The 21093-nt window shown below is 70.7% G+C and carries 14 protein-coding genes; 6 read left to right on the top strand and 8 right to left on the bottom strand.

Annotation, left to right across the window (positions count from 1 at the left end; genetic code table 11):
- Positions 1-4 precede the first annotated feature (4 nt).
- The 7 genes from AC07DO_RS29415 to AC07DO_RS29385 form a co-directional block, all read right to left on the bottom strand.
- Positions 5-1063 carry a glycoside hydrolase family 43 protein gene (locus tag AC07DO_RS29415; RefSeq protein WP_479063750.1) on the bottom strand — a complete coding sequence of 353 codons (1059 nt, stop codon included), beginning with the start codon at positions 1061-1063 and terminating at the stop codon, positions 5-7.
- Between the two features lie 30 nt (positions 1064-1093).
- Positions 1094-3598 carry an alpha-L-arabinofuranosidase C-terminal domain-containing protein gene (locus AC07DO_RS29410; protein ID WP_479063749.1) on the bottom strand — a complete coding sequence of 835 codons (2505 nt, stop codon included), beginning with the start codon at positions 3596-3598 and terminating at the stop codon, positions 1094-1096.
- A gap of 121 nt (positions 3599-3719) precedes the next feature.
- Positions 3720-4550, bottom strand: a complete 831-nt coding sequence (locus tag AC07DO_RS29405; protein WP_479063748.1) for a pectate lyase — start codon at positions 4548-4550, stop codon at positions 3720-3722.
- Positions 4551-4678: 128 nt separating this feature from the next.
- A complete protein-coding gene (locus AC07DO_RS29400) occupies positions 4679-5569 on the bottom strand; it encodes a hypothetical protein (RefSeq protein WP_479063747.1) in 891 nt (296 codons plus the stop codon).
- Entirely contained in the window at positions 5566-6147 is a 582-nt protein-coding gene (locus AC07DO_RS29395) for a SigE family RNA polymerase sigma factor (RefSeq protein WP_479063746.1), read from the bottom strand. The genes AC07DO_RS29400 and AC07DO_RS29395 overlap by 4 nt, the downstream gene beginning before the upstream one ends.
- Positions 6119-8428: an alpha-xylosidase gene (gene yicI, locus AC07DO_RS29390; RefSeq protein WP_479063745.1), complete on the bottom strand. Its 2310-nt coding sequence runs from the start codon at positions 8426-8428 to the stop codon at positions 6119-6121. The genes AC07DO_RS29395 and yicI overlap by 29 nt, the downstream gene beginning before the upstream one ends.
- Positions 8425-11340: a glycoside hydrolase family 3 C-terminal domain-containing protein gene (locus AC07DO_RS29385; protein WP_479063744.1), complete on the bottom strand. Its 2916-nt coding sequence runs from the start codon at positions 11338-11340 to the stop codon at positions 8425-8427. Before AC07DO_RS29385 ends, yicI begins: the two co-directional genes overlap by 4 nt.
- A gap of 274 nt (positions 11341-11614) precedes the next feature.
- On the opposite strand from AC07DO_RS29385, the gene AC07DO_RS29380 reads away from it, so the two are divergent.
- From AC07DO_RS29380 to AC07DO_RS29355, 6 genes are all read left to right on the top strand, one after another.
- The gene (locus AC07DO_RS29380) at positions 11615-13291 is read left to right on the top strand and encodes an extracellular solute-binding protein (RefSeq protein ID WP_479063743.1); all 1677 of its coding nucleotides are present in this window, start codon (positions 11615-11617) and stop codon (positions 13289-13291) included.
- Positions 13278-14357 carry an ABC transporter permease gene (locus AC07DO_RS29375; RefSeq protein WP_479063742.1) on the top strand — a complete coding sequence of 360 codons (1080 nt, stop codon included), beginning with the start codon at positions 13278-13280 and terminating at the stop codon, positions 14355-14357. Before AC07DO_RS29380 ends, AC07DO_RS29375 begins: the two co-directional genes overlap by 14 nt.
- Positions 14354-15289: a carbohydrate ABC transporter permease gene (locus AC07DO_RS29370; protein ID WP_479063741.1), complete on the top strand. Its 936-nt coding sequence runs from the start codon at positions 14354-14356 to the stop codon at positions 15287-15289. Before AC07DO_RS29375 ends, AC07DO_RS29370 begins: the two co-directional genes overlap by 4 nt.
- An 8-nt stretch (positions 15290-15297) precedes the next feature.
- The gene (locus AC07DO_RS29365; protein WP_479063740.1) at positions 15298-17292 is read left to right on the top strand and encodes a beta-galactosidase; all 1995 of its coding nucleotides are present in this window, start codon (positions 15298-15300) and stop codon (positions 17290-17292) included.
- Positions 17293-17328: 36 nt separating this feature from the next.
- Positions 17329-18048, top strand: a complete 720-nt coding sequence (locus tag AC07DO_RS29360; protein ID WP_479063739.1) for a glycoside hydrolase family 12 protein — start codon at positions 17329-17331, stop codon at positions 18046-18048.
- Between the two features lie 81 nt (positions 18049-18129).
- Positions 18130-19878 (top strand): chitinase, encoded by a 1749-nt coding sequence (locus tag AC07DO_RS29355; protein ID WP_479063738.1) that lies wholly within the window; start codon positions 18130-18132, stop codon positions 19876-19878.
- A gap of 82 nt (positions 19879-19960) precedes the next feature.
- Here AC07DO_RS29355 and AC07DO_RS29350 read toward each other — a convergent pair whose 3' ends face one another.
- Positions 19961-20983, bottom strand: coding sequence for a LacI family DNA-binding transcriptional regulator (locus tag AC07DO_RS29350; protein ID WP_479063737.1), 1023 nt, complete (start codon positions 20981-20983; stop codon positions 19961-19963).
- Positions 20984-21093 lie beyond the last annotated feature (110 nt).

The raw sequence follows: 21093 nt of genomic DNA, 5'->3' as shown, positions 1-21093 counted from the left end.
AGGTTCAGCCGCCTGCGACTCTTCCGTCCGCGACCGGGACGCCGAAGTCCGGCGTCCCGTCCGGCTTCCAGCCCAGGCGTTGGACGCGGGTGTGCCGGTTGGGGTCGTTCAGGGGGTCGCCGGTGATGTCCTTGTACTGACGGGCGTGGTAGACGAGGACGTCGGTGCGGCCGTCCTCGGCGACGGTGAACGAGTTGTGGCCGGGGCCGTACTGCCCGGTCCTCTCGTCGCTGGTGAAGACCGGCCTCGGGGACTTCCTCCACGACGCGGCGTCGAGGAGGTCGCTGCCCGCGTCCGCGGTGAGCAGACCCAGGCAGTAGTTGGCGTCGGTGGCGCTCGCGGAGTACGTCATGAAGACGCGCCCGTTGCGCTGGACGACCGACGCGCCCTCGTTCACCTTGAATCCGACGCACTCCCAGTCGTACTCGGGCGTGGTGAGCCGTACTTGATGGCCCGTCAGCGTCCATGGGTTGGCCATGCGCGACAGGAACACGGCCGTGTTGTTGTCCATGCCGGGCTCGTACTGCGCCCAGGCGAGGTAGCGGGATCCGCGGTGGGTGAACGTGGTCGCGTCCAGGGAGAACGTGTCCCAGGCGGTGACGATGCGCCCCTTCTCCGTCCAGGTCCCCTTGAACGGGTCGCGGTGGGAGTTCTCCAGGACCCACATGCGGATCTTCCACACGTCGTCGGCGGGCGCGGCGGCGAAGTAGAGGTACCACTTGCCGTCGATGTGATGGATCTCCGGCGCCCAGATGTGCGCGCCCATGTCGCCGCTCGCGTGCTTGCGCCAGACGACGGCCTCCTCGGCGGTGGCGAGGCCGCGCAGGGTACGGGAGCGGCGCAGGATGATGCGGTCGTACTCGGGGGCAGTGGCGGTGAAGTAGTAGCGGCCGTCGGTGTGGCGGTGGATGTGCGGGTCGGCGCGCTGCCGCACCAGGGGGTTGGCGTAGGGGGCCGGACGGGCGGCGCCGGGCGTCGTGGCGCGGGCCGTGGCGGGGGTGGCGGCGAGGGCGCCGGCGGCGAGGGCCGCGCTCTTCAGGAGGAGTCTGCGGTCGGGGTTCATGTGGTCGGGCGCCTTTCGAGGAGGGAGGGGCTACTTCGTCTTGATCCGCAGGAACGTCACCGAGTGCGCGGGGAAGGTGTACGAGAAGGTGCCGTCCACGCCCTTGAAGGTGGACGTCTTCGGTGCGACGGGCCGGGCGTCCTTCGTGTTCTCGGCGGCCGGGTCGGCCGTCAGCGTGGTCACCCGCGCCTCGGGCGCGACGCGCGCGCCCTCGCCGAGGCCGATCTGCGTGCGGGCCTCCGCCGCCTGGGCGTTGACGACCTTGACGATCAGTTCACCCGTGGCCTTGTCGCGGGTGACGACCTGGCGGAAGGGCTCGGCGGGCTTGTCGTCGGTGAAGGAGCCCCACTTCTTGCCGTCGAGGTAGAACGTCACCTGGCGGCCGCGCACCTCGACGCGCAGGTCGTAGCTGCGGCCCGTCTCGACGGTCGTGCCGTCCTCGACCATCGTCTGCTTGGCGCCGTCGGTGGTCTTCTCCACCGCCGACCGGGTGTTGTTCCAGCCGCCGACGTTCCACCAGTAGTGGTTGCCGGTGTCCTTGACGCCGAAGGCGACCATGAAGCCTTCCTTGCCCGCCTTCTTGGTGGCCTTCACGTTCAGGTCGTAGTTCTGCCAGCCCGTGTCGCCGGCCGTGACCAGGGTGTTCTCGGCGGCCTCGTCGGACTGGACGTACGCGCCGTCCCGTACGGCCCAACTACCCTTTTCCGACGCCTTTTTCCACTGGCTGTCACCGGCCGAGAAGTCATCGGTCAGGAGAGTCCTGCCGTCTGCCCCCGTCACCTTCACGTCGTCGTACGCGGCGCTGGTCGCCCAGGTGGAGAGGCCGACGGAGCCGGTGATCGGTCCTGAGGTGGCCGGGGTGCCGGTGGCGGTGGAGGGCACGACCTCGTCGCCGACGTTGCGCATGAAGAGCTTCTGCGTCTCGTAGTTGGCCGAGCCCCAGGACTGGTCGTTGTCGAACCAGATCATGTTCGGCTTCCACTGCACGTAGTCCTCGTTGGCGAGCAGCGGCGCGTACGAGGCGAGCTTCACGACGTCGGCGTTGCGCTCCAGGCCGGTCATGAACGCGGCTTCGGAGAGCGCGTTGGAGAACCGGTTGCCCTGGGAGGCGTACTCGCCGAGGAAGACCTTCGGGCCCTGGCGGTCGTAGGAGTCGTAGCGGTCGTTGTTCTCCAGGAACCACTGGGGGCTGTTGTAGTAGTGCTCGTCGACCATGTCGACGTTCGCTTCGCGGTTGAGCTTCCAGGCGGTGTCGAAGATCGCGCCGCTGTCGTCGGGGCCGGAGTTGGAGACGACGCTGATGTCCGGGTGCTCGGCCTCGACGGCCGCTCGGAACTGCTTGAAGCGGGCGAAGTACTCGTGGGGCAGGTTCTCCTCGTTGCCGACCGCCAGGTGCGTGAGGTGGAAGGGCTTGGGGTGGCCCAGCTCGGCGCGCTTCTTGCCCCACTGGCTCGTCACGGGTCCGTTGGCGAACTCGATGAGGTCCAGGGTGTCCTGGATGTGCCGCTTCAGGAGTGCGTCGTCGTCGGTGGCCTTGTTCTGGCCGCAGCCGGTGACCAGGGCGGGCACGACGGGCAGCGGCATGGCGCCGGTGTCCTCGGCGAACTGGAAGTACTCGTAGTAGCCGAGTCCGTAACTCTGGTTGTATCCCCAGAAGTTGCTGTTCGTGGCGCGTTCCTCGACCGGCCCTATGGTGTCCTTCCACTGGTAGGAACGCTTGCGCTGCCAGCCCGACTTCTCGTCGTACGCCTCGTGGCTCCCGGTGTTGACCAGGCAGCCGCCGGGGAAGCGCAGGAAGCCGGGACGCAGGTCGGCGATCTTCTGGGCGAGGTCCTTGCGCAGGCCGTTCGGGCGTCCCTTGTACGTGTCGCGGGGGAAGAGGGAGATCATGTCGAGGGCGACGGGGGCGTCTGCCCGCACGGTGAGGCGGCCGTTGGCGGAGGTGCGGGTGGCGGTGAACGAGGCCTCGTACTTCGCCCAGCCGCCGCGCGCGGTGACGCGACGGGCCGTGGCCAGGTCGCCGGCGGAGTCCCTGAGGCCGATGGTCAGCGGTGCGCGCGTCGGCACGTCGGTGCGGGCCCAGGCCGAGAAGTCGTACCGCTTGCCCCGGGTGACCGCGATGCCGGAGTTGTAACCGGAGTTGGTGACGGATGAACCGGCGCCCAAGGAGAGGTAGGTGCGGTTGCGGGCGTTGAGGCGCTCGCCGTCGTTCAGGACCCGCGCGGTGCCGTCCACGTCCCACGAGGTGAGCGGGGTGTAGGACGTGTTGTCGTCCGTGCTGTACTCGAAGGACCTGTTCTGCACGAGCTCCGCGTAGAGCCCGCCGTCGGCCGCACGGTTGATGTCCTCGTAGAAGACGCCGTACATCGAGTCGTCGATCTTCGCGCCGGTGCGGGTCGTATCGACGTCGATCGTGTAGTCCGTGGGACCGCCGGGGCCGGCCCCCGCCGCGCCGGGGCTCGCGGCGAGCGCCCCCGCGAGCAGGGCGCCCACCGCCCCCACGGTGAACCCGAATCTCCGCCGCGTGCACGCCATCGCCATCTCTACCGCCTCTATATCGTTCGATATTTCGGACAATGGTCAGGATTACGAACGGAAACTTAGGCAGTAGTTCTGAGCACGTCAACGTCTCGCGCAGAATCGGGCGCGCGGGCCTCTACTCGTAACTGAAGTCCGAGGCCGTGAACTTGCAGTACGTGCCGTCGGGGCCCGAGCCCGTCTTGGTCGGCTCGTCACCGGTGTTGTTGCCGGTGAACCGGTCGCACGTGGCGATCTTCTTGTTGCTGTCGCCGTGCATGCGGATGCCGCGCAGCGCCGCCGTGTCGCCGTAGTTCGTGTTGATGCCGACGATCGACTTGCCCGGCGCGGTGACGTCCACGTCGTTCACGGTGATCGTCCGCCGGTACTGCTTGGAGCAGTTGCCGCAGGAGCGCACCAGCTTGCCGAAGTCGGAGACCTGGAACTTGGTCACGACCAGCTTGCCCGCGCCGTTGAACTGGAAGACCTTGTCGTCGGCCTTCCGCGCGCCCCCGCCGTACACGGTGTACGTCGCGTTCGCCGACGTCCCCTTGAAGGTGGCCGCGTCCTCGCCGACGTCCTCCCACCACACGTTCTGCAGCGTGCAGCTGCCCTGGCAGTGGATGCCGTCGGCGGCAGGGGCGCCGATGATGACGTTCTTGAGGACCGCGCCGTCCTTCAGCTTGAAGATCGGGTCCTGGCCCTCGTCCTGGCCGTCGCCGCCGAGGTCGCCGGTGCCGTAGTAACGCTTGAGGCCTCCGTCGCGGGTGCCGGAGACCTCGATGGTCTTCGACGTGGGCGCCTCGCCCCTGGCCTCGGGCCAGGCGGTGGCCGCGCCCGCGGGCGACAGCATGCTGTTCGTCGCGATCCCCGCGCCGGTCAGTGCCAGCGCGGCGGTCGCCGCGCCGATGGCCCGGCGCGTGGTCAGGCGCCGCTTGCGGCCCTTGCGCAGTTCAGCTCGTGATGTCATGAGTCCCATTCCTCGTGCTCGGGGGGAGCCCGTCTCCGCTGTGTGGTCTCCGCCGACCGGGAAGGGGTTGCCGCCGGGCGGGAATTATTTTCCGGACTCACGACCTCACGGCTCAAGGCGTCACGGTGTCACGCGAAGTCCCCCCGCCAGACCGTCCGTTCGCCGGAGGTGCCCGCTCGGATCTCGTACGTGTCGTCGCCCGCGTCCCGCTTGCCCGCCGGGTGGTTGAACTGCCCCGCGAAGACGTGCTCACCGGCCGGCACCGTGCGGCCCCGCCTGAGCGTCCACCGGTAGACGAGGTCACCGTCCCGCTCCGTCACCGACACGTCGAAGTCCTCTTCGGGCAGCGACCGCCAGTCGCCGGTGGCGTCGGCCTTCCCGCTCCCGGCGACGCGCACCTCCACGGTGAGCGCGGTCAGCGGCTTCTTCGCCTTGACGGTGATGTCGCTCTGCGACCAGTACGCACTGGAGCCGGGGTCGATCGACCCGTCCGCCCACAGGAGCCGGTCGGCCGGCACCCTTTTCGCGGACGCCGCGGGGTCGTCGGGCGCCGCGGGCTTGCCGCTGCCCTTCGGGGGCCCCGAACTCCCCGACGGCCCGCGGGACGAGGACCCCGACGGCTCCCCGCCCTCGTCCGCGCCCGGCGACTTCGCAGGCGGCACGCTCGGGCGGCGCGTCGGCGGCGCGAGCGTGCCGGTCGGCTCCGGTGACGCGGCCGCCGGCCCGGACGACGTGCTGGTGGCCACGGACTGCGGTGACCCGCCGTCGCGCAGCGCGACCGCCACCCCGTACCCGACGACCGCGCAGACCCCGGCCACGGCCGCCGTCGCGCTCACCACCCGCAGCCAGGACGCGCCGCCCGCCCGGGAGCGGGTGGTCCTCGAGCGGCCATCGGCCCGCTCGCCCTCGGCCATGCCGCGCTCGATGCGCGCCAGCATCCGCTCGCGGTCGGGCCGGTGCGCCCGGGCCGCGCCGCGCAGCTTCTCGCGCACGCCGTCGTCGTGTCCGTCGTCCCTCATGTGCTTCCCCCCGTGTCCGCCACGACCGCGCGCACCCGGGCGAGCGCGGGGTACGGGCCGAGGCGTCGTTGCAGCTCAGCCATGCCCTTCGACGTCTGGCTCTTCACCGTACCCACCGAGACCCCGAGGGCCTGTGCGGTGTCCTTCTCCGACAGGTCGAAGGCGTGCCGCAGGACCACGCAGGCCCGCTTGCGGAAGGGCAGCGCGCGCAGCGCTTCCCGCACGTCGACGACCGCAGGTACGTCGGGGTCCGCGACGCCCTCGTCGCGGCCCGACCAGAACAGCGTGATGCGGCGCCGCTCGCGCACGGCGCTGCGGATGCGACTGCGCGCCATGTTCGCGACGACGCCCCTGGCGTACGCGGCCGGATGGTCGGCGGCCCGCACCCGGTCCCAGCGGTGCCAGAGCGCGAGGAGCGCGTCGGCCGCCAGGTCGTCCGCGCCGTCGGCCTCGCCGGTCAGCAGGTGGGCGAGGCGGGCGAGCTCGGCGTAGTGCCGTTCGAAGAACGCGTGGAACTCGGCCTCCGCGTCCGCGTCCGTCCCCGTCGCGCTAGCGGGTCTCTCCGTCCGTGCGGGCATCGGTCAGCGTCACCTCCCCCACGCCGTGGGCCGTGGCTCGGCCGTCCACCGTCCGCACCCCGAAGGGCCGCCGGGTGCCGGATGCGAGGACGCGGACGCCGGTGCCCTGCCGCGTGGCGCGGAAGACCGCCGCGGGCCGCCCTTCGTGGTCGGGAACGGTGACGGCGGCCTCCGTGCGGCCGGGTGCCTCCGGCGTCACCAGCAGGGTCAGGCCGTCGAGCCAGTCGCCGTCCGGACGGCACTCGTCGGCGCCGAGCGGCAGCAGGGCGCCGGGCCGTACGTACAGCGGCAGGCTGTCGAAGCCGTGGGTCTCGCGCCGCCAGCCGGAGCCCTGGACGGTCTCGCCGGTCAGGAGGTGTGTCCAGGTGCCTTCGGGGAGGTAGAACTCGACGTCGCCCTCCACGCTGAAGACGGGCGCGACCAGCAGGTCGGGGCCGAGCATGTACTGCCGGTCGAGCGTGCGGCACGCCGGGTCGTCGGGGAACTCCAGGAGCATGGGCCGCATGACGGGCACGCCGTCGAGGTGGGCCTCGGCGGCCGCCCCGTACAGGTAGGGCATCAGCCGGTGCTTCAGGCGCGTGAACCTCCGTGCCACGTCGACCGCCTCCTCGCCGAAGGCCCACGGCACCCGGTAGGAGACGTTGCCGTGCAGGCGGCTGTGCGAGGAGAGCAGGCCGAAGGCGAGCCAGCGCTTGAAGACCGCCGGGTCCGGGGTCCCCTCGAAGCCGCCGATGTCGTGGCTCCAGAACCCGAAGCCGCTCAGGGAGAGGGACAGGCCGCCGCGCAGCGACTCGGCCATGGCGCCGAGCGAGGCGAAGCAGTCGCCGCCCCAGTGCACCGGGAACTGCTGGCCGCCGGCGGTCGCGGAGCGGGCGAAGAGGACCGCGTCGCCAGTGCCGCGCTCCTTCTCCAGGAGCTCGAAGACGGTGCTGTTGTAGAGCTGCGTGTAGTAGTTGTGCATGCGGTGCGGGTCGGAGCCGTCGTGCCAGACGACGTCCGTGGGGACGCGTTCGCCGAAGTCGGTCTTGAAGCAGTCGACGCCCTGGTCGAGCAGGGCGCGCAGCTTCGCCGCGTACCAGGCGCGGGCGCCGGGGTGGGTGAAGTCGACGAGCGCCATGCCGGGCTGCCAGAGGTCCCACTGCCAGATGTCGCCGTTCGGGCGCCGGACGAGGAAGCCCTCGGCGGCGGCCTCGGCGAACAGCGGCGACTTCTGCGCGATGTAGGGGTTGATCCAGACGCTGACCTTGAGTCCGCGCTCGCGGAGTCTGCGCAGCATGCCCTCCGGGTCGGGGAAGACGTCGGGGTCCCACCGGAAGTCGGTCCACTGGTGCTCGCGCATCCAGAAGCAGTCGAAGTGGAAGACGCTGAGCGGGATGCCGCGCTCCGCCATGCCGTCGACGAAGCCGGTGACGGTGGCCTCGTCGTACGGGGTGCAGAAGGAGGTGGTGAGCCAGAGCCCGAACGACCAGGCGGGCGGCAGGGCGGGGCGGCCGGTGAGGGCGGTGTAGCGGCGCAGGACGTCCTTCGGGGTGGGTCCCGCGATGACGTAGAACTCCAGCGACTGGTCCTCGACGCTGAACTGCAGTCGGCCGACGGACTCGGAGCCGATCTCGTAGGACACCTTGCCGGGGTGGTTGACGAAGACGCCGTAGCCGCGCGAGGAGAGGTGGAAGGGGATGTTCTTGTAGGCCTGCTCGCTGCTGGTGCCGCCGTCCGCCTGCCAGATGTCGACGCTCTGGCCGTTCTTGACGTACGGGGTGAAGCGCTCACCGAGGCCGTAAATCAACTCGCCCACACCGAGGCTTAGTTGCCCGATCATGTGATGGACGCCGTCCGGGGTGGTGGCGAATCCCGTGCCGCGCCGCCCGACCCCGGTCAGGACGTGCCCGTCGCCGTCGAGGAACTCCAGACCCCAGGGGGCCGCGCTGTCCAGGCGGACGGTGAGTGGGCCGCTGGTCAGCTCGGTGACGGTGCCCCCGCGGCGGATGCGGGGGACGTCGGCGGTGGTCGCGGCCCCCTCGCTCGCGAGGAGGGTGAAGTCCGGCCCGTGGTGGGCCCTCCCTGCGTGGTGCGTCGCCCGGACACCGATCACGCCTTCCGCGGGCGAGAAGCAATCAACCGTGATCAGCGGCGAGTTGAGGGTGTCGCCGCGCTCCCGCACCCTCTTGACGGCTGCGTACGCGGTGAACCCCGCCTCACTCTCCCGCACTTCGCGCACGTCGGTCGCGTACGAGGCCCGCACCCCGTCGCGCATCAGCCAGAATCCGTCGGTGAATTTCATGCCACGCCCTCGCTCCGGCCTTCGTCGTCCGCCATGAAGGTGATGCGGGCCAGCCGGACGGGACCGCGCAGGCGGACGCACAGGTCCTCTGTGCCGGAGGCGGCGAAGACGGCACCGTGGTGGGCGTACTCGTACGTCCCGCCGGTCGGTGGGACCGTGACGGTCGTGGCGGTGCTGCCCGCGATGAGGTCGACGGCGCCCTCGCCCGCGACCTCGACGGACACGGCATCCACTCCGGTGCCGAAATCGCAGTCGTGGAAGCGCAGTTCGCCCGCTCCGTCGCCCAGGGCACGTACCGCGTCGCCCGACGTCTTCGTGCGGTCGACGATCTCGGTGCCCTGCTGCGTGTCGTAGCCGTTGGCCGCCAGGCCGTCCCTCCGTACCGGCCTGGCGGCGATCGGCTCCCCGTCGACCTCGACGGACGCGGTGAGCCGCACATCCTCGCTGGAGGCGCCGACCAGTGCCTCGTACGGTCCCGGTGCCACGGCCCAACGGTCGTGCCGCACGTCCCAGAACGCCAGCTCGGCCACCGGCAGTTCGAAGGCCGTACGCTCCGCCGCCCCTGCCGCGAGACGCATGCGGCGGTGCGCGACGAGGCGTCGGCGCGGCAGCACGAGGCCCGCCCCGGCGTCCCGGGGTGCCCGTACGTAGAGCTGGGCCACCTCGTCCGCGGCGACGGCCCCCGTGTTGGTGACGGTGAAGGCGACCCGGATCAGCTCACCCTCCCGTGCGGTCTCCAGGTCCCCGTAGGCGAAGGCGGCGTAGCTCAGGCCGTGCCCGAACGGGTACAGCGGGCGGTCCTCGCTGTACAGGTAGGTCTGGCGTGAGCCGATGATGTCGTAGTCCAGCAGGTCGGGAAGGTCGGCGTCGGCCGCGTACCAGGTCTGCGGGAGCCGGCCGCCCGGCGAGACGTCACCGGCGAGTGTCCGGGCGAGCGCGGTGCCCGCGGCCTGTCCTCCGTGTGCCGTCCACAGGAGGGCGGGGAGTTCCGCGTCGGCCTCGGCGACGGCGTAGGGGTAGGAGGAGGTCAGGACGAGGACGGTGCGCGGGTTGGCCAGGTGGGCGGCCCGCCGGAGCCGCTCCTGGTGCGGCGGCGGGGCGAGGGTCGTCCGGTCCTGGGTCTCGCGCCCGTTGATGTGCGGATCGTTTCCCGCGACGACGACCACGACGTCCGCGTCGGCGGCGACCCGCGCCACGGCGTCCTCGCCGCGCTCCAGGACCTCGACGGTGAAGACGCTCCCGGCGGCGAAGACGCTCCCGTCGCCCTCCGGAAGAAGTTCCTCTCGCGCGGCAACCTTCACCGCACCGGCGGCGACAGAGACGTACCCACCCGTCCCCGCGTGCTCGACGAGGTACCCGTCCCCGTGCTCCACAAGACCGAACGTCTCCTGCACGACCCAGCCGCCCGGCCGGTCCGCCGAGGCGCGCACGAAGCCGTCCTCGGCGACCGAGAGGTAACAGCCGTCGCTCGCCCGCAGCGTCAGCACACCGCCGCCCCAGTCGGCGAGCGCGAACTCCGCGGCGTCCGACGGGTCCTGGCAGACGGTCAGCGGCGGCAGGTCCGTGCGGCCCGCGACCAGCGCGGGATCGAGGGCGCCGACCGCTTCCCCGGTCCGTTCCCCCGCGTCGGACCGCGGCACGCGCAGCCAGCCCGCCCCGCACCGCAGCCGCACCCGGTCCACGCCCTCCGCGAAGGTCACGCGGTCGGCGCCGAAGCGGTCGCGGAGCCCGTCGAGGACGCTGCTGCGGCGGATCAGGGTTCCGCTGTACCAGTCGGTCTTGCAGGCGTCCGCGAGCAGGCCGACGACCGCGATCCGGGTGTCCTCGGCGAGCGGGAGCAGACCGTCGTCGTTCTTGAGCAGCACGACGGCCTGCTCGGCGGCCTCGCGGGCGAGTTCCTGGTGTGCCGGGGTGTCGATGTCGTCCGGGGAGGCGTCCGCGTACGGTCCGCCGTCCGGATCGAACTCACCGAGTCGCAGCCGCAGGGACAGGTGCCTGCGCACGGCCGCGTCGATGTCCGACATCGACACCAACCCTGCCGCCAGGGCGCGTTGAAGACGTCCGACGACGACCGTCGCGTCGGTGCCGTGGTCGGTGAAGCTGTCGACACCAGCGAGGAGCGCGGCGGCGGTCGCTTCCTCGTGTGTGTCGAAGTACTCCTCGGAGTCCACGAGGTTGCTGGGCGCGCCCGCGTCGGAGCAGACGAGGAGCTCCTCGTCGGTCCAGCGGCGCAACTGCTCGCGCAGGTGCGGCGATACGTGGTTGGGGCGGCCGTTGACCAGGTTGTAGGCGGGCATCACACCCGCGACCGACCCCGCCTCGACCGCGGCGCGGAAGGCGCGCAGGTCGTACTCGTGCAGGACGCGCGGACGCACGGAGGAGTTCGACGTGTCCCTGTCCGTCTCGTTGTTGTGGGCCAGCCAGTGCTTGAGCACGGGGGCGGTGCGCCACCGCGTGGGGTGGTCGCCGCGCAGGCCGAGCGTGTAGGCGACGGCGAGGGCCGATGTGAGGTGCGGGTCCTCCGCGTACCCCTCCTCGTTCCTGCCCCACAGCGGGTGGCGCAGGAGGTTCACGGTGGGGGCCCAGAGGTTCAGGCCGACGCGGTCGTCGCGCGTGCGCATCGCCCGCGCCTCGGTGCCGACGGCTTCGCCCACACGCCGTACCAGTTCGTCGTTCCAGGTCGCGCCGAGCCCGACGGCCTGCGGGAAGACGGTGGCGGGGCCCATCCAGGCGACACCGTGCAGGGCTTCCTGACCGGTGCGGAACGCGGCGACGCCGAGCCGCTCGACGGCGGGCGCGAACTGGTGCAGGAGCGCGACGCGTTCGTCGGCGGTGAGCCGTGCGAGGAGATCGTCCACGCGCTCGTCCGGAGGCAGTCCGGGGTCGCGGAACGGTGGCGGGTTCTCGGTCACGTGGGGGTCCCCTCGGCGGGCGGCGGGCACATCGGAAGGTGCGGGAGCATCCTTCGAAGCGCTTCGATGCTCGGTGTTCGATGGCGTCCATGTCAAGGTGAGGACCACCACGTAGCAGACGTTCCACGTCGGCGACGACAACGGCAAAACCCGCCCAGCGTAAGGCGATTCGTGTCCGCAGCCTTGTCCCGGACCGAGCCTTCACCTACTCTCGCTCGGCATCGAAGCGCTTCGAAACGCTTCGCATATCCGCGTCCCACGAAGGGTTGACGCAATGACGCCGAACTTCCCCTCCCCCGGGCCCGGTCCGAGCCGCAGAGGTTTCCTCGCCTCGTCGGGGCTCGCCGCGCTGGCCCTGGCGGGCGGTGCCCCGCTGCTGACGGCGTGCGGGGGCAGCGGTTCGAACAACGAGGGCACCACGACCGGGAAGAAGCTGAAGGACCTGCTGCCCGCGTACGTCGCGTCGGACGTCGGCACGCCGGACATCCCCGCCGAGAACGGTTCGGCGGCGGGCTACACCAAGGCGCTGCCCGCGGACCGGCTGAAGGTGTCGGTGCCGGAGCGGCTCGGCAAGGGCGGCCGCTTCACCGTCATGGCCCCCATCTGGGGCAACGTCCCCAAGCAGGGCAACCCGTACTGGACGGCCATGGACAAGGCCGCCGGTGTGCACGTCACATGGCGGAACCAGCAGGGCGACACGTACGGCCAGAAGCTGGGCGCCGTCCTCGCCTCGAGCCGCGTCCCGGACGCCGTCGTGGTGCCGGGCTGGGAGCTCACCGGCAAGATACCGAGCGCCATCGCCAACAAGTTCGCCGATCTCGGGCCCTACCTGAGCGGCGACAAGGTCAAGAAGTATCCGAACCTCGCGGCGATCCCGACCGGCGCCTGGCAGCGCTCCGTCTTCGGCGGCAAGCTCCGCGGCCTGCCGATGCCGGCCGCCACCACGACCAACATCGCCCCCTTCTACCGAACCGACCTCTTCGAGAAGGAGGGTCTCGAAGCGCCCACGAGCGCCCAGGGGTTCTACGACCTGTGCAAGGAGCTCAACGCCCCGAGGAGCAGGGTGTGGGCGTGCGGCGACATGACGTGGGCGGCCTGGAACGTCTTCGGGGTGCTGCCCGAGAAGCCGTACTACTGGAAGCTCGTCGGCGGCAAGCTGGTCAACCGCTACGAGACCGACGAGTACCTCGAAGCCCTGGAGTGGTCGCGCAAGCTCTACGCGGCGGGCTTTGTGCACCCCGACGCGAAGGCCGAGACCGGCAGCATCGGCGACCTGTGCGCCGCCGGCAAGGTGTGGATGTACTGCCAGGACCTGTCCGACTGGTACGGCAAGGCCGCCGTGCAGCGCGTCGACGACGAGAAGTTCCGGATGGAGGCGTTCGACTACTTCGCCTCCGACGGCGGAGCCCCCACCCTGTACGCGCGCCCGCCCGCCGACATCTGGACGTTCATCAGCGAGAAGGCCGACGAGAGGACGGTCCGCGACATTCTCGCCCTCGCCAACTTCACGGCCGCGCCCTACGGTTCGAAGGAGCAGCGGCTTCGCATGTACGGCGTCGAAGGCGTCCACCACACGTTCGAGGACGGCGTCCTCACCAAGAACGGCAAGGGCAACGACGAGGTCTTCTCGACGTACGAGTACCTCGCGTCGCCCGCGCCCTTCGTCGCCTACGCCGACCTGCCCGACGTCACGAAGGGCATGGTCGGGTGGCAGCAGCGGCAGGGCGCGCACACGAAGAAGCCTCTGTTCCACGGCATGATGATCATCGAGCCGAACCGGTACACCGAGCTGAACGCCGAGTTCGAGGATCTGGAGAAGGACGTCGTGCGGGGCCGCAAGAAGGTCTCCGACGTGCGGCGGGCGGTGGCGGACTGGAGGTCGGGCGGCGGCGACAAGCTGCGTGACTGGTACAAGAAGCTGCTCGACACGTCCGGCGATGCGGCGTCCTGACATGACGGCGCACGGCACGGCGGACACTCGCCCCGTTCGCCCGGACGTCGCGACGGCCCCGGCAGCACCCCCGCCGCACACGGCACGAGCGCGCACGGCGGGACCGCGCACCGCGAAACCGCGCAAGGCACCCGCGCCGCGCGTCCCGCTCCGCCACCGGCTGCGCCGGGACCGCGTGCTCCTCCTCATGGTGCTGCCCGCGCTGTTCCTGCTCCTCGTCTTCACGTACGTGCCGCTGCTCGGCAACGTCGTCGCCTTCCAGGACTACGACCCGTACATCGCGGACAACGCGTTCCAGGCGATGTCGCGGAGCCCGTGGATCGGCTTCGAGCACTTCCGGCACATGATGGACGACCGGCTGTTCTGGCAGGCGGTCAGGAACACCCTGGCGATCTTCGCGATCCAGCTGGCCCTGTTCTTCCCGGTGCCGATCGCGCTCGCGCTGTTCGTGCACAGCTTCGTGCGGCCGCGCGTGCGGGCCGTGGCGCAGGCGATCCTGTACCTGCCGCACTTCTTCTCCTGGGTCCTCGTCATCACCGTCTTCCAGCAGATGTTCGGCGGGGCGGGCCTGGTCGCGCAGGTGCTGCGGGACCGCGGGCACGAGGGCTTCGACCTGATGACCGACCCGGGCCTGTTCAAGTTCCTGGTCACCTTCGAGATGATCTGGAAGGACGCGGGCTGGGGCGTCATCGTCTTCCTCGCCGCGCTCGCCGCCGTCAGCCCCGATCTGTACGAGGCAGCGGCGATGGACGGCGCGAACCGCTGGCGCCGCATCTGGCACATCCAGCTGCCCGCGCTGCGCCCCGTGGTGGCCCTGCTCCTGGTCCTCCAGGTCGGCAACGCGCTCACGGTCGGCTTCGAGCAGATCCTCCTCCAGCGGGCCGCGGTGGGGGCAGCCGCCTCCGAGGTGCTCGACACGTACGTCTGGAACACCGGCCTGGACAACGGCAACTTCGGCTACGGCGCGGCGATCGGCATCGTGAAGGGCGTCCTCGGCCTCCTGCTCGTGCTCGGCGCCAACAAGGCCGCCCATCTCATGGGCGAGCAGGGGGTGTACCAGCGGTGAGTGCTCTGAACGTGCTGAACTTCGGCATCAGGCCCGGCAGCCGGACCGGTCTGCGCCCGGTGTGGGAGGAGCCGCCGACCCGGGCGGGACTCGCCGCCAAGGGTGTGACGCTGGCGCTGGTCTGTCTGGCCGTGCTCTTCCCGGTGTGGGTGGTCGTCGTCACCAGCCTCTCCTCGGTGCGGACCATCACCGATGCGGGCGGCCTCGTGGTGGTCCCCCGCGGCGTCACGTTCATCCACTACCAGGAACTGCTCAGCGGCGGCCAGGTGTCACGGGCCGCGCTGGTCAGCGTCGGCGTCACGGTCTTCGGGACGCTGTTCAGCATGGTCGTGTCGGTGCTGTGCGCGTACGGCCTCTCGCGGCCCGGTTCCGTGCTGCACCGCCCGATCCTGCTGCTGATCGTCGCCACGATGTTCTTCGGCGCGGGGCTGATCCCCACGTACCTGGTGGTGCAGGGCCTCGGCCTGACCGACACGTACCTCTCCCTGGTCCTGCCGAGCGCCGTGAACGTGTTCAACATCCTCGTCCTCCGCGCGTTCTTCATGGGCACGGCGCAGGAGCTGGTCGAGAGCGCCCGCATCGACGGGGCCGGGGACCTGCGCATCCTGTGGCGGATCGTGATGCCGCTCTCGCGCGCTGTGCTCGCCGTGATCACCCTCTTCTACGCGGTGGGTTACTGGAGTGCCTGGTTCAACGCCTCGATCTACCTGAGTGACCCGGACATGCTGCCGCTGCAGAACGTCATGCAGCAGCTGGTCCTGAAGCAGCAGAAACCGACCGGCCTCGGCCAGGCCATCACCACGGGCCATCTGTCGCCGCTCGCCATCCAGATGGCCGTGATGGTCCTCGCGCTCATCCCGGTGGCCGCTCTCGCGCCGTTCGTGCAGCGGCATTTCAAGCAGGGCATGCTGACCGGCGCGGTGAAGGGATGACCTCGCCGATGCCTACCCTCCGGGACGTCACCCGTGGCCGCGTGCTCTTCGGCGGCGACTACAACCCGGAGCAGTGGCCCGAGGAGGTCTGGCACGACGACGTACGCCTGATGGAGCAGGCCGGTGTCACCACCGTCACGCTCGGCGTGTTCTCGTGGGCGAAGATCGAACCTCGGCCGGGTGCACGGGAGTTCGACTGGCTCGACCGTGTGATGGACCTGATGCACAAGCACGGCATCGGCGTCGTCCTCGCCACCCCGACCGCCTCTCCCCCGCCGTGGCTGGGCAGGCTGCACCCCGAGACGCTGCCGCGCGACGAGGACGGACACGTCGAACGGTGGGGCTCGCGCCAGCACTTCGCGCACTCCAGCGCCGTCTACCGCCGCCACGCGGCCGCCATCACCGAGGCGCTGGCAGCCCGGTACGCGCACCATCCCGCGCTCACCATGTGGCACATCAACAACGAGTACTGCACCTACGACTGGGGTGACGAGGCGGCAGCCGCGTTCCGCCGCTGGCTGCGGAGGCGGTACGGAGGCCTCGACTCCCTCAACTCCGCCTGGGGCACTGCCTTCTGGGGTCAGGTGTACGACACCTGGGAGGGAGTCCTGCCGCCCCGCCGGACGCACTACACGAAGAACCCCGCCCAGGTTCTCGACTTCAAGCGCTTCACGTCCGACGCGCTCATGGAGTGCTACGCCGCCGAGCGCGACATCGTCCGCGCCCACACCCCGCACCTCCCGGTCACCACCAACTTCATGCCGCTGTGGCAGGGACAGGACGGGTGGAAGTGGGCGGCGGAGGAGGACGTGGTGTCGGTCGACCTGTACCCCGACCCGAAGGACGCGGAGGCGGGCCAGTACGGGGCGATGGTGCAGGACCTGACGCGCTCCCAGGCGGGCGGCGGCCCCTGGATGCTGATGGAACAGGCGGCGGGGCCGGTCAGCTGGCGGGGCGTGAACCACCCCAAGCCCGCCGGGCTGAACCGCCTCTGGACCTGGCAGGCCGTGGCCCGCGGCGCCGACGCCGTCTGCTACTTCCAGTGGCGCCAGTCCCGGCAGGGCGCGGAGAAGTTCCACTCAGGGATGGTGGGTCACGCGGGCGAGGACGGCCGCACCTTTAAGGAGGTCCGGCAGATCGGTGCGGAGCTCGCCGGGGTCGGCCCGCGGATCGCGGGCGCGCGGGTGCCCGCCGACATCGCGCTCCTGCACGACTGGGAGTCGTGGTGGGCCGGGCAGCAGGACGGCCGTCCCTCCTCCCTGCTCGACCACGCGGAGCTCCTGCGCGCCTGGCACCGCGCCCTGTGGGAGGCGAACCTGCCCGCCGGCTTCGCCCACCCGACGCACGACCTGTCGGCGTACCGCATGGTCGTCCTGCCCCACCTCTACCTCCTCACCGACACCGCGATCGACAACCTCATCGCCTACGTACAGGCAGGTGGCACCGTCGTCTGCGGCTTCTTCACGGGCGTGGGCGACGGCGACGACCGGGTGCGGCCCGACGGAATCGACGCACGGCTGCGCGCGCTGTTCGGCATCCGGACCCTCCACGAGTGGTGGCCGCTGGACGCCGACGAGCGCGTGGACTGCGACGGGTTCACCGGCACGCTCTGGTCGGAGGAGCTGACGGCCGACGACGAGGCGGTGACCGTCGCGGCCTACCGGGGCGGCGAGCTCGACGGGCTGCCCGCGGTGCTGCGCCGCGGTCGCGCCTGGTACGTGTCCACGCTCCCCGCACCCGACGCCCTGCGTGACCTGCTCGAACGCGCCGCCACCGAGGCAGGCGTACGGCCTCCGCCCGCCGGCCTCCCCCGCGGAGTCGAGGCCGTACGCCGCGGCGACCTGCTCTTCCTCCTGCACCACGGCCGCGACGAGGTGACCGTCCCGCTCCCGGGCCGGCACCACGACCTGCTGACCGGCGACACGGCCGACGGCGCGATCACCCTCGGCCGGTACGCGGTGGCCGTACTCCGCGAGGACGCACACCCCGCGTGCTCTCCCTGAGCCCGCGGTCACCTTCCCCCACCCCTGGAGAGAATCATGGGACGACGACACCCCCGCCGCACCGCCCTGACCCGCCTGCTGCTCGCCCCCGCCCTGGCCGCGGGCGTGGCCCTCGGGCTGACGTCCGCCCCGGCCCGGGCCGCCGTCTGGTCGACCTGCGACCAGTGGGGCAACACCACCCTGAACGGCTACACCCTCTACAACAACATCTGGGGCTCGGGCGCCGGCAGCCAGTGCCTCACCGCCGACTCGGGCACCAAGTGGAGCGTGCGCGCGGACCACCCGAACACCAGCGGCATCAAGTCCTACCCCAACGCCAAGAAGGTGGTCGGGAAGCCGGTCGACTCGCTGAAGTCGCTGAAGAGTTCGTACAACGTCACGGTGCCCGCGGCGGGGGACTACAACTCCTCGTACGACATCTGGGACACGGATTACGACTACGAGATCATGCTGTGGGTGAACCGGCACGGCAACGTCGGCCCGCTCGGCACCCCGCAGGGGACCGTCAAGCTCGGCGGTCACACCTGGGAGGTCCACAAGGGGAGCAACGGCAGCAACGAGGTCTTCTCGTTCCTGCGCACCTCCGACTCGTCGGCCGGGACGGTCGACGTCCTGCCGATCCTCAAGTGGATCAAGAACACCAAGGGCTGGATGGGCAACGAGACCATCGGTGACGTGCAGTTCGGCTACGAGATCAGCGGCGCGGCCGGCGGTCTCGACTTCAGGACGAACGCGCTGAGCGTCTTGACAAGTTGAATGGTCTGGACCAACTATGCGCACAGCAGCGGTGGCCACCGTCGTTCACATCCGCCCTTCACCTCTTCCTGGAGGCCCTTCGTGGACCGTGTACGTCAGGGCAGACCCGGCTTTCGCCGGAGATTCGGCGCGGCGCTCGCCGTCGGTGCGGCAAGCGCACTCGCCGTCACCGCGCTCGCCGCGCCCGCGCAGTCGGCGGACGCCGCACAGGCCGGCACCGTGGCGGCGGACGTCCAGGCAGACGTCAACGTCGCCAAGAACGCCGGGTTCGAGTCGGACCTGAGCGACTGGACCTGCGCGGCGAACAGCGGTGCCGCCGTCACCTCCCCCGTGCACGGCGGCACCAAGGCTCTGAAGGCCACCCCGTCGGGCCAGAACCACGCCGAGTGTTCCCAGCTCGTCAAGGTGAAGCCCAACTCGACCTACAAGCTCAGCAGTTGGGTGCAGGGCGGCTACGTCTACCTGGGTGCACGCGGCACCGGCACCACCGACGTGTCGACGTGGACGCCGGGCACCTCGTCCTGGCAGCAGCTCTCCACCAGCTTCACCACCGGCGCGAACACCACGTCGGTCACCGTGTACACGCACGGCTGGTACGGGCAGAGCGCGTACCACGTCGACGACGTGAGCGTCTTCGGGCCCGACGGGGGCGGCGGCACCGACCCGGTGGAGATACCCGCCGTGCCGGCCGGCCTCGCGGCGGGCACGACGACCTCCACGTCGGTCGACCTGTCCTGGTCCCCGGTGTCCACGGCCACCGGCTACACCGTCTACCGCGACGGCACGAAGGTCGCCTCGGTCGGCGGCGCCTCCACGACGGTCACCGGCCTCACCCCCGAGACGACGTACAGCTTCCAGGTGAGCGCGTCGAACGCGGCCGGTGAGTCCGCGAAGTCGACGGCCGTGACCGCACGGACCACCAAGGGCGGCGGCGGGGACGGCGGCACGGTGCCCAAGCACGCGCTGACCGGCTACTGGCAGAACTTCAACAACGGCGCGACCGTGCAGAAGCTGCGCGACGTGTCGTCGCAGTACGACATCATCGCCGTCTCCTTCGCCGACGCGACCAGCACTCCGGGCCAGATCACCTTCAACCTGGACCCGGCCGTCGGCTACTCCTCCACCGCCGACTTCAAGGCGGACATCGCCGCGAAGAAGGCCGCGGGCAAGTCCGTGATCCTCTCGGTCGGCGGCGAGAAGGGCACCATCTCCGTCAACAGCGACGCCTCCGCGACGGCGTTCGCGAACAGTGCGTACGCGCTGATGCAGGAGTACGGGTTCAGCGGCGTCGACATCGATCTGGAGAACGGCCTCAACCCCACCTATATGTCGAAGGCCCTGCGCCAGCTCTCGGCGAAGGCGGGCCCGAAGATGGTGCTGACGATGGCACCGCAGACCATCGACATGCAGTCCACGTCGGGCGGCTACTTCCAGACGGCGCTGAATGTGAAGGACATCCTCACCGTCGTCAACATGCAGTACTACAACAGCGGTTCGATGCTGGGCTGTGACGGCAAGGTCTACAGCCAGGGCAGCGTGGACTTCCTGACCGCGCTCGCCTGCATCCAGCTGGAGGGCGGCCTCGACGCCTCGCAGGTCGGGATCGGCGTCCCGGCGTCGCCGCGCGGCGCGGGCAGCGGTTACGTCTCCCCGACGATCGTCAACAACGCCCTCGACTGCCTCGCCCGCGGCACCGGCTGCGGCTCGTTCAAGCCGTCGAAGACGTACCCGGGGCTGCGCGGCGCCATGACGTGGTCGACGAACTGGGACGCCACGGCGGGCAGCGCGTGGTCGAACGCGGTCGGCCCGAAGGTGCACAGCCTTCCCTAGGTGCACGGCCTTCCCTGAGTGCACGGCCTTCCCTGGGCGCAGAGCCTTACCGGAAGGACGGCAGCGACCGGTGGTCCGGCGGTCACCGTGTCGGGGGCGAGTGCGGGGCAGGCCCCGTGCTCGCCCTCACCGTCAGTTCGGGGGCGAGGAGTTCGACGCCGTCCGTGCCGCGCGCCGCCAGCTTCGCGACGATCCGCTCCACGGCACGGCGCCCCATCTCCTGCGCCGGTATGGAGACCGAGGTGAGCCGCACGGACGCCCCGACGGCGACCTGGTCCGGGCAGATGGCCACCACCGAGACGTCCTCGGGGACCGCGCGGCCCTGCTGGCGCAACAGCGCGAGCAGCGGCTCGACGGCCGACTCGTTCTGTACGACGAAGCCCGTGGTGCCGGGCCGTTCGTCGAAGATGCGGGCCAGGGTCATGGCCATCGCGTCGTAACCGCCGTCACTGGGGCGGTGCAGCAGACGCAGGCCCGACTCGCCCGCCATGGACCTGAGTCCCTCCAGAGTGCGTTCGGCGAAGCCGGTGTGCCGCTCGTACACGGCGGGCGCCTCGCCGATGACGGCGATGTCCCGGTGGCCGAGCCCGGCCAGATGCTCCGCGCACAGGGCGCCCGTCGCCGCGAAGTCGAGGTCCACGCACGCCAGTCCCGCGGTGTCGGCGGGCAGGCCGATCAGGACGGCGGGACGGTCCCCGGCGCGCAGCAACGGCAGCCGCTCGTCGTCGAGTTCGACGTCCATGAGGATCATCGCGTCGGCGATGCCGCTGCCGGTGACGCGGCGGACGGCGGCCGGACCCTCCGCGCCGGTGAGCAGGAGCACGTCGTACCCGTAGGTCCGGGCCGTGGTCGTGACCGCGAGGGCGATCTCCATCATCACCGGTACGTACATATCGGTGCGGAGCGGCATCATCAGGGCGATGACGTTCGACTTGGCGCTGGCGAGCGCGCGGGCGCCCGCGTTCGGGTGGTAGCCCAGCTCCTCGATGGAGCGCTCCACTCGTTCGCGGGTGCCCCGGGAGATCGAGCGCTTGCCGCTGAGCACGTAGCTCACCGTGCTGGCCGAGACCCCGGCGTGCCTGGCTACCTCGGCTAGGGTGACCATGGAGTGCTCCTCCGGCTGAGCGGCTCGGGCGGGGAACCGCTTCGACGCGGATCGCCCACCGACCCTATGGGGGCGGGCATGGCCTGTCCAGAAGCCTGTCGAAGCGCTTC

The organism is Streptomyces sp. NPDC045678, assembly GCF_056432085.1.
Note: the sequence above shows the minus strand (reverse complement) of the source record. Positions and strands in the feature narration are given on the sequence as shown.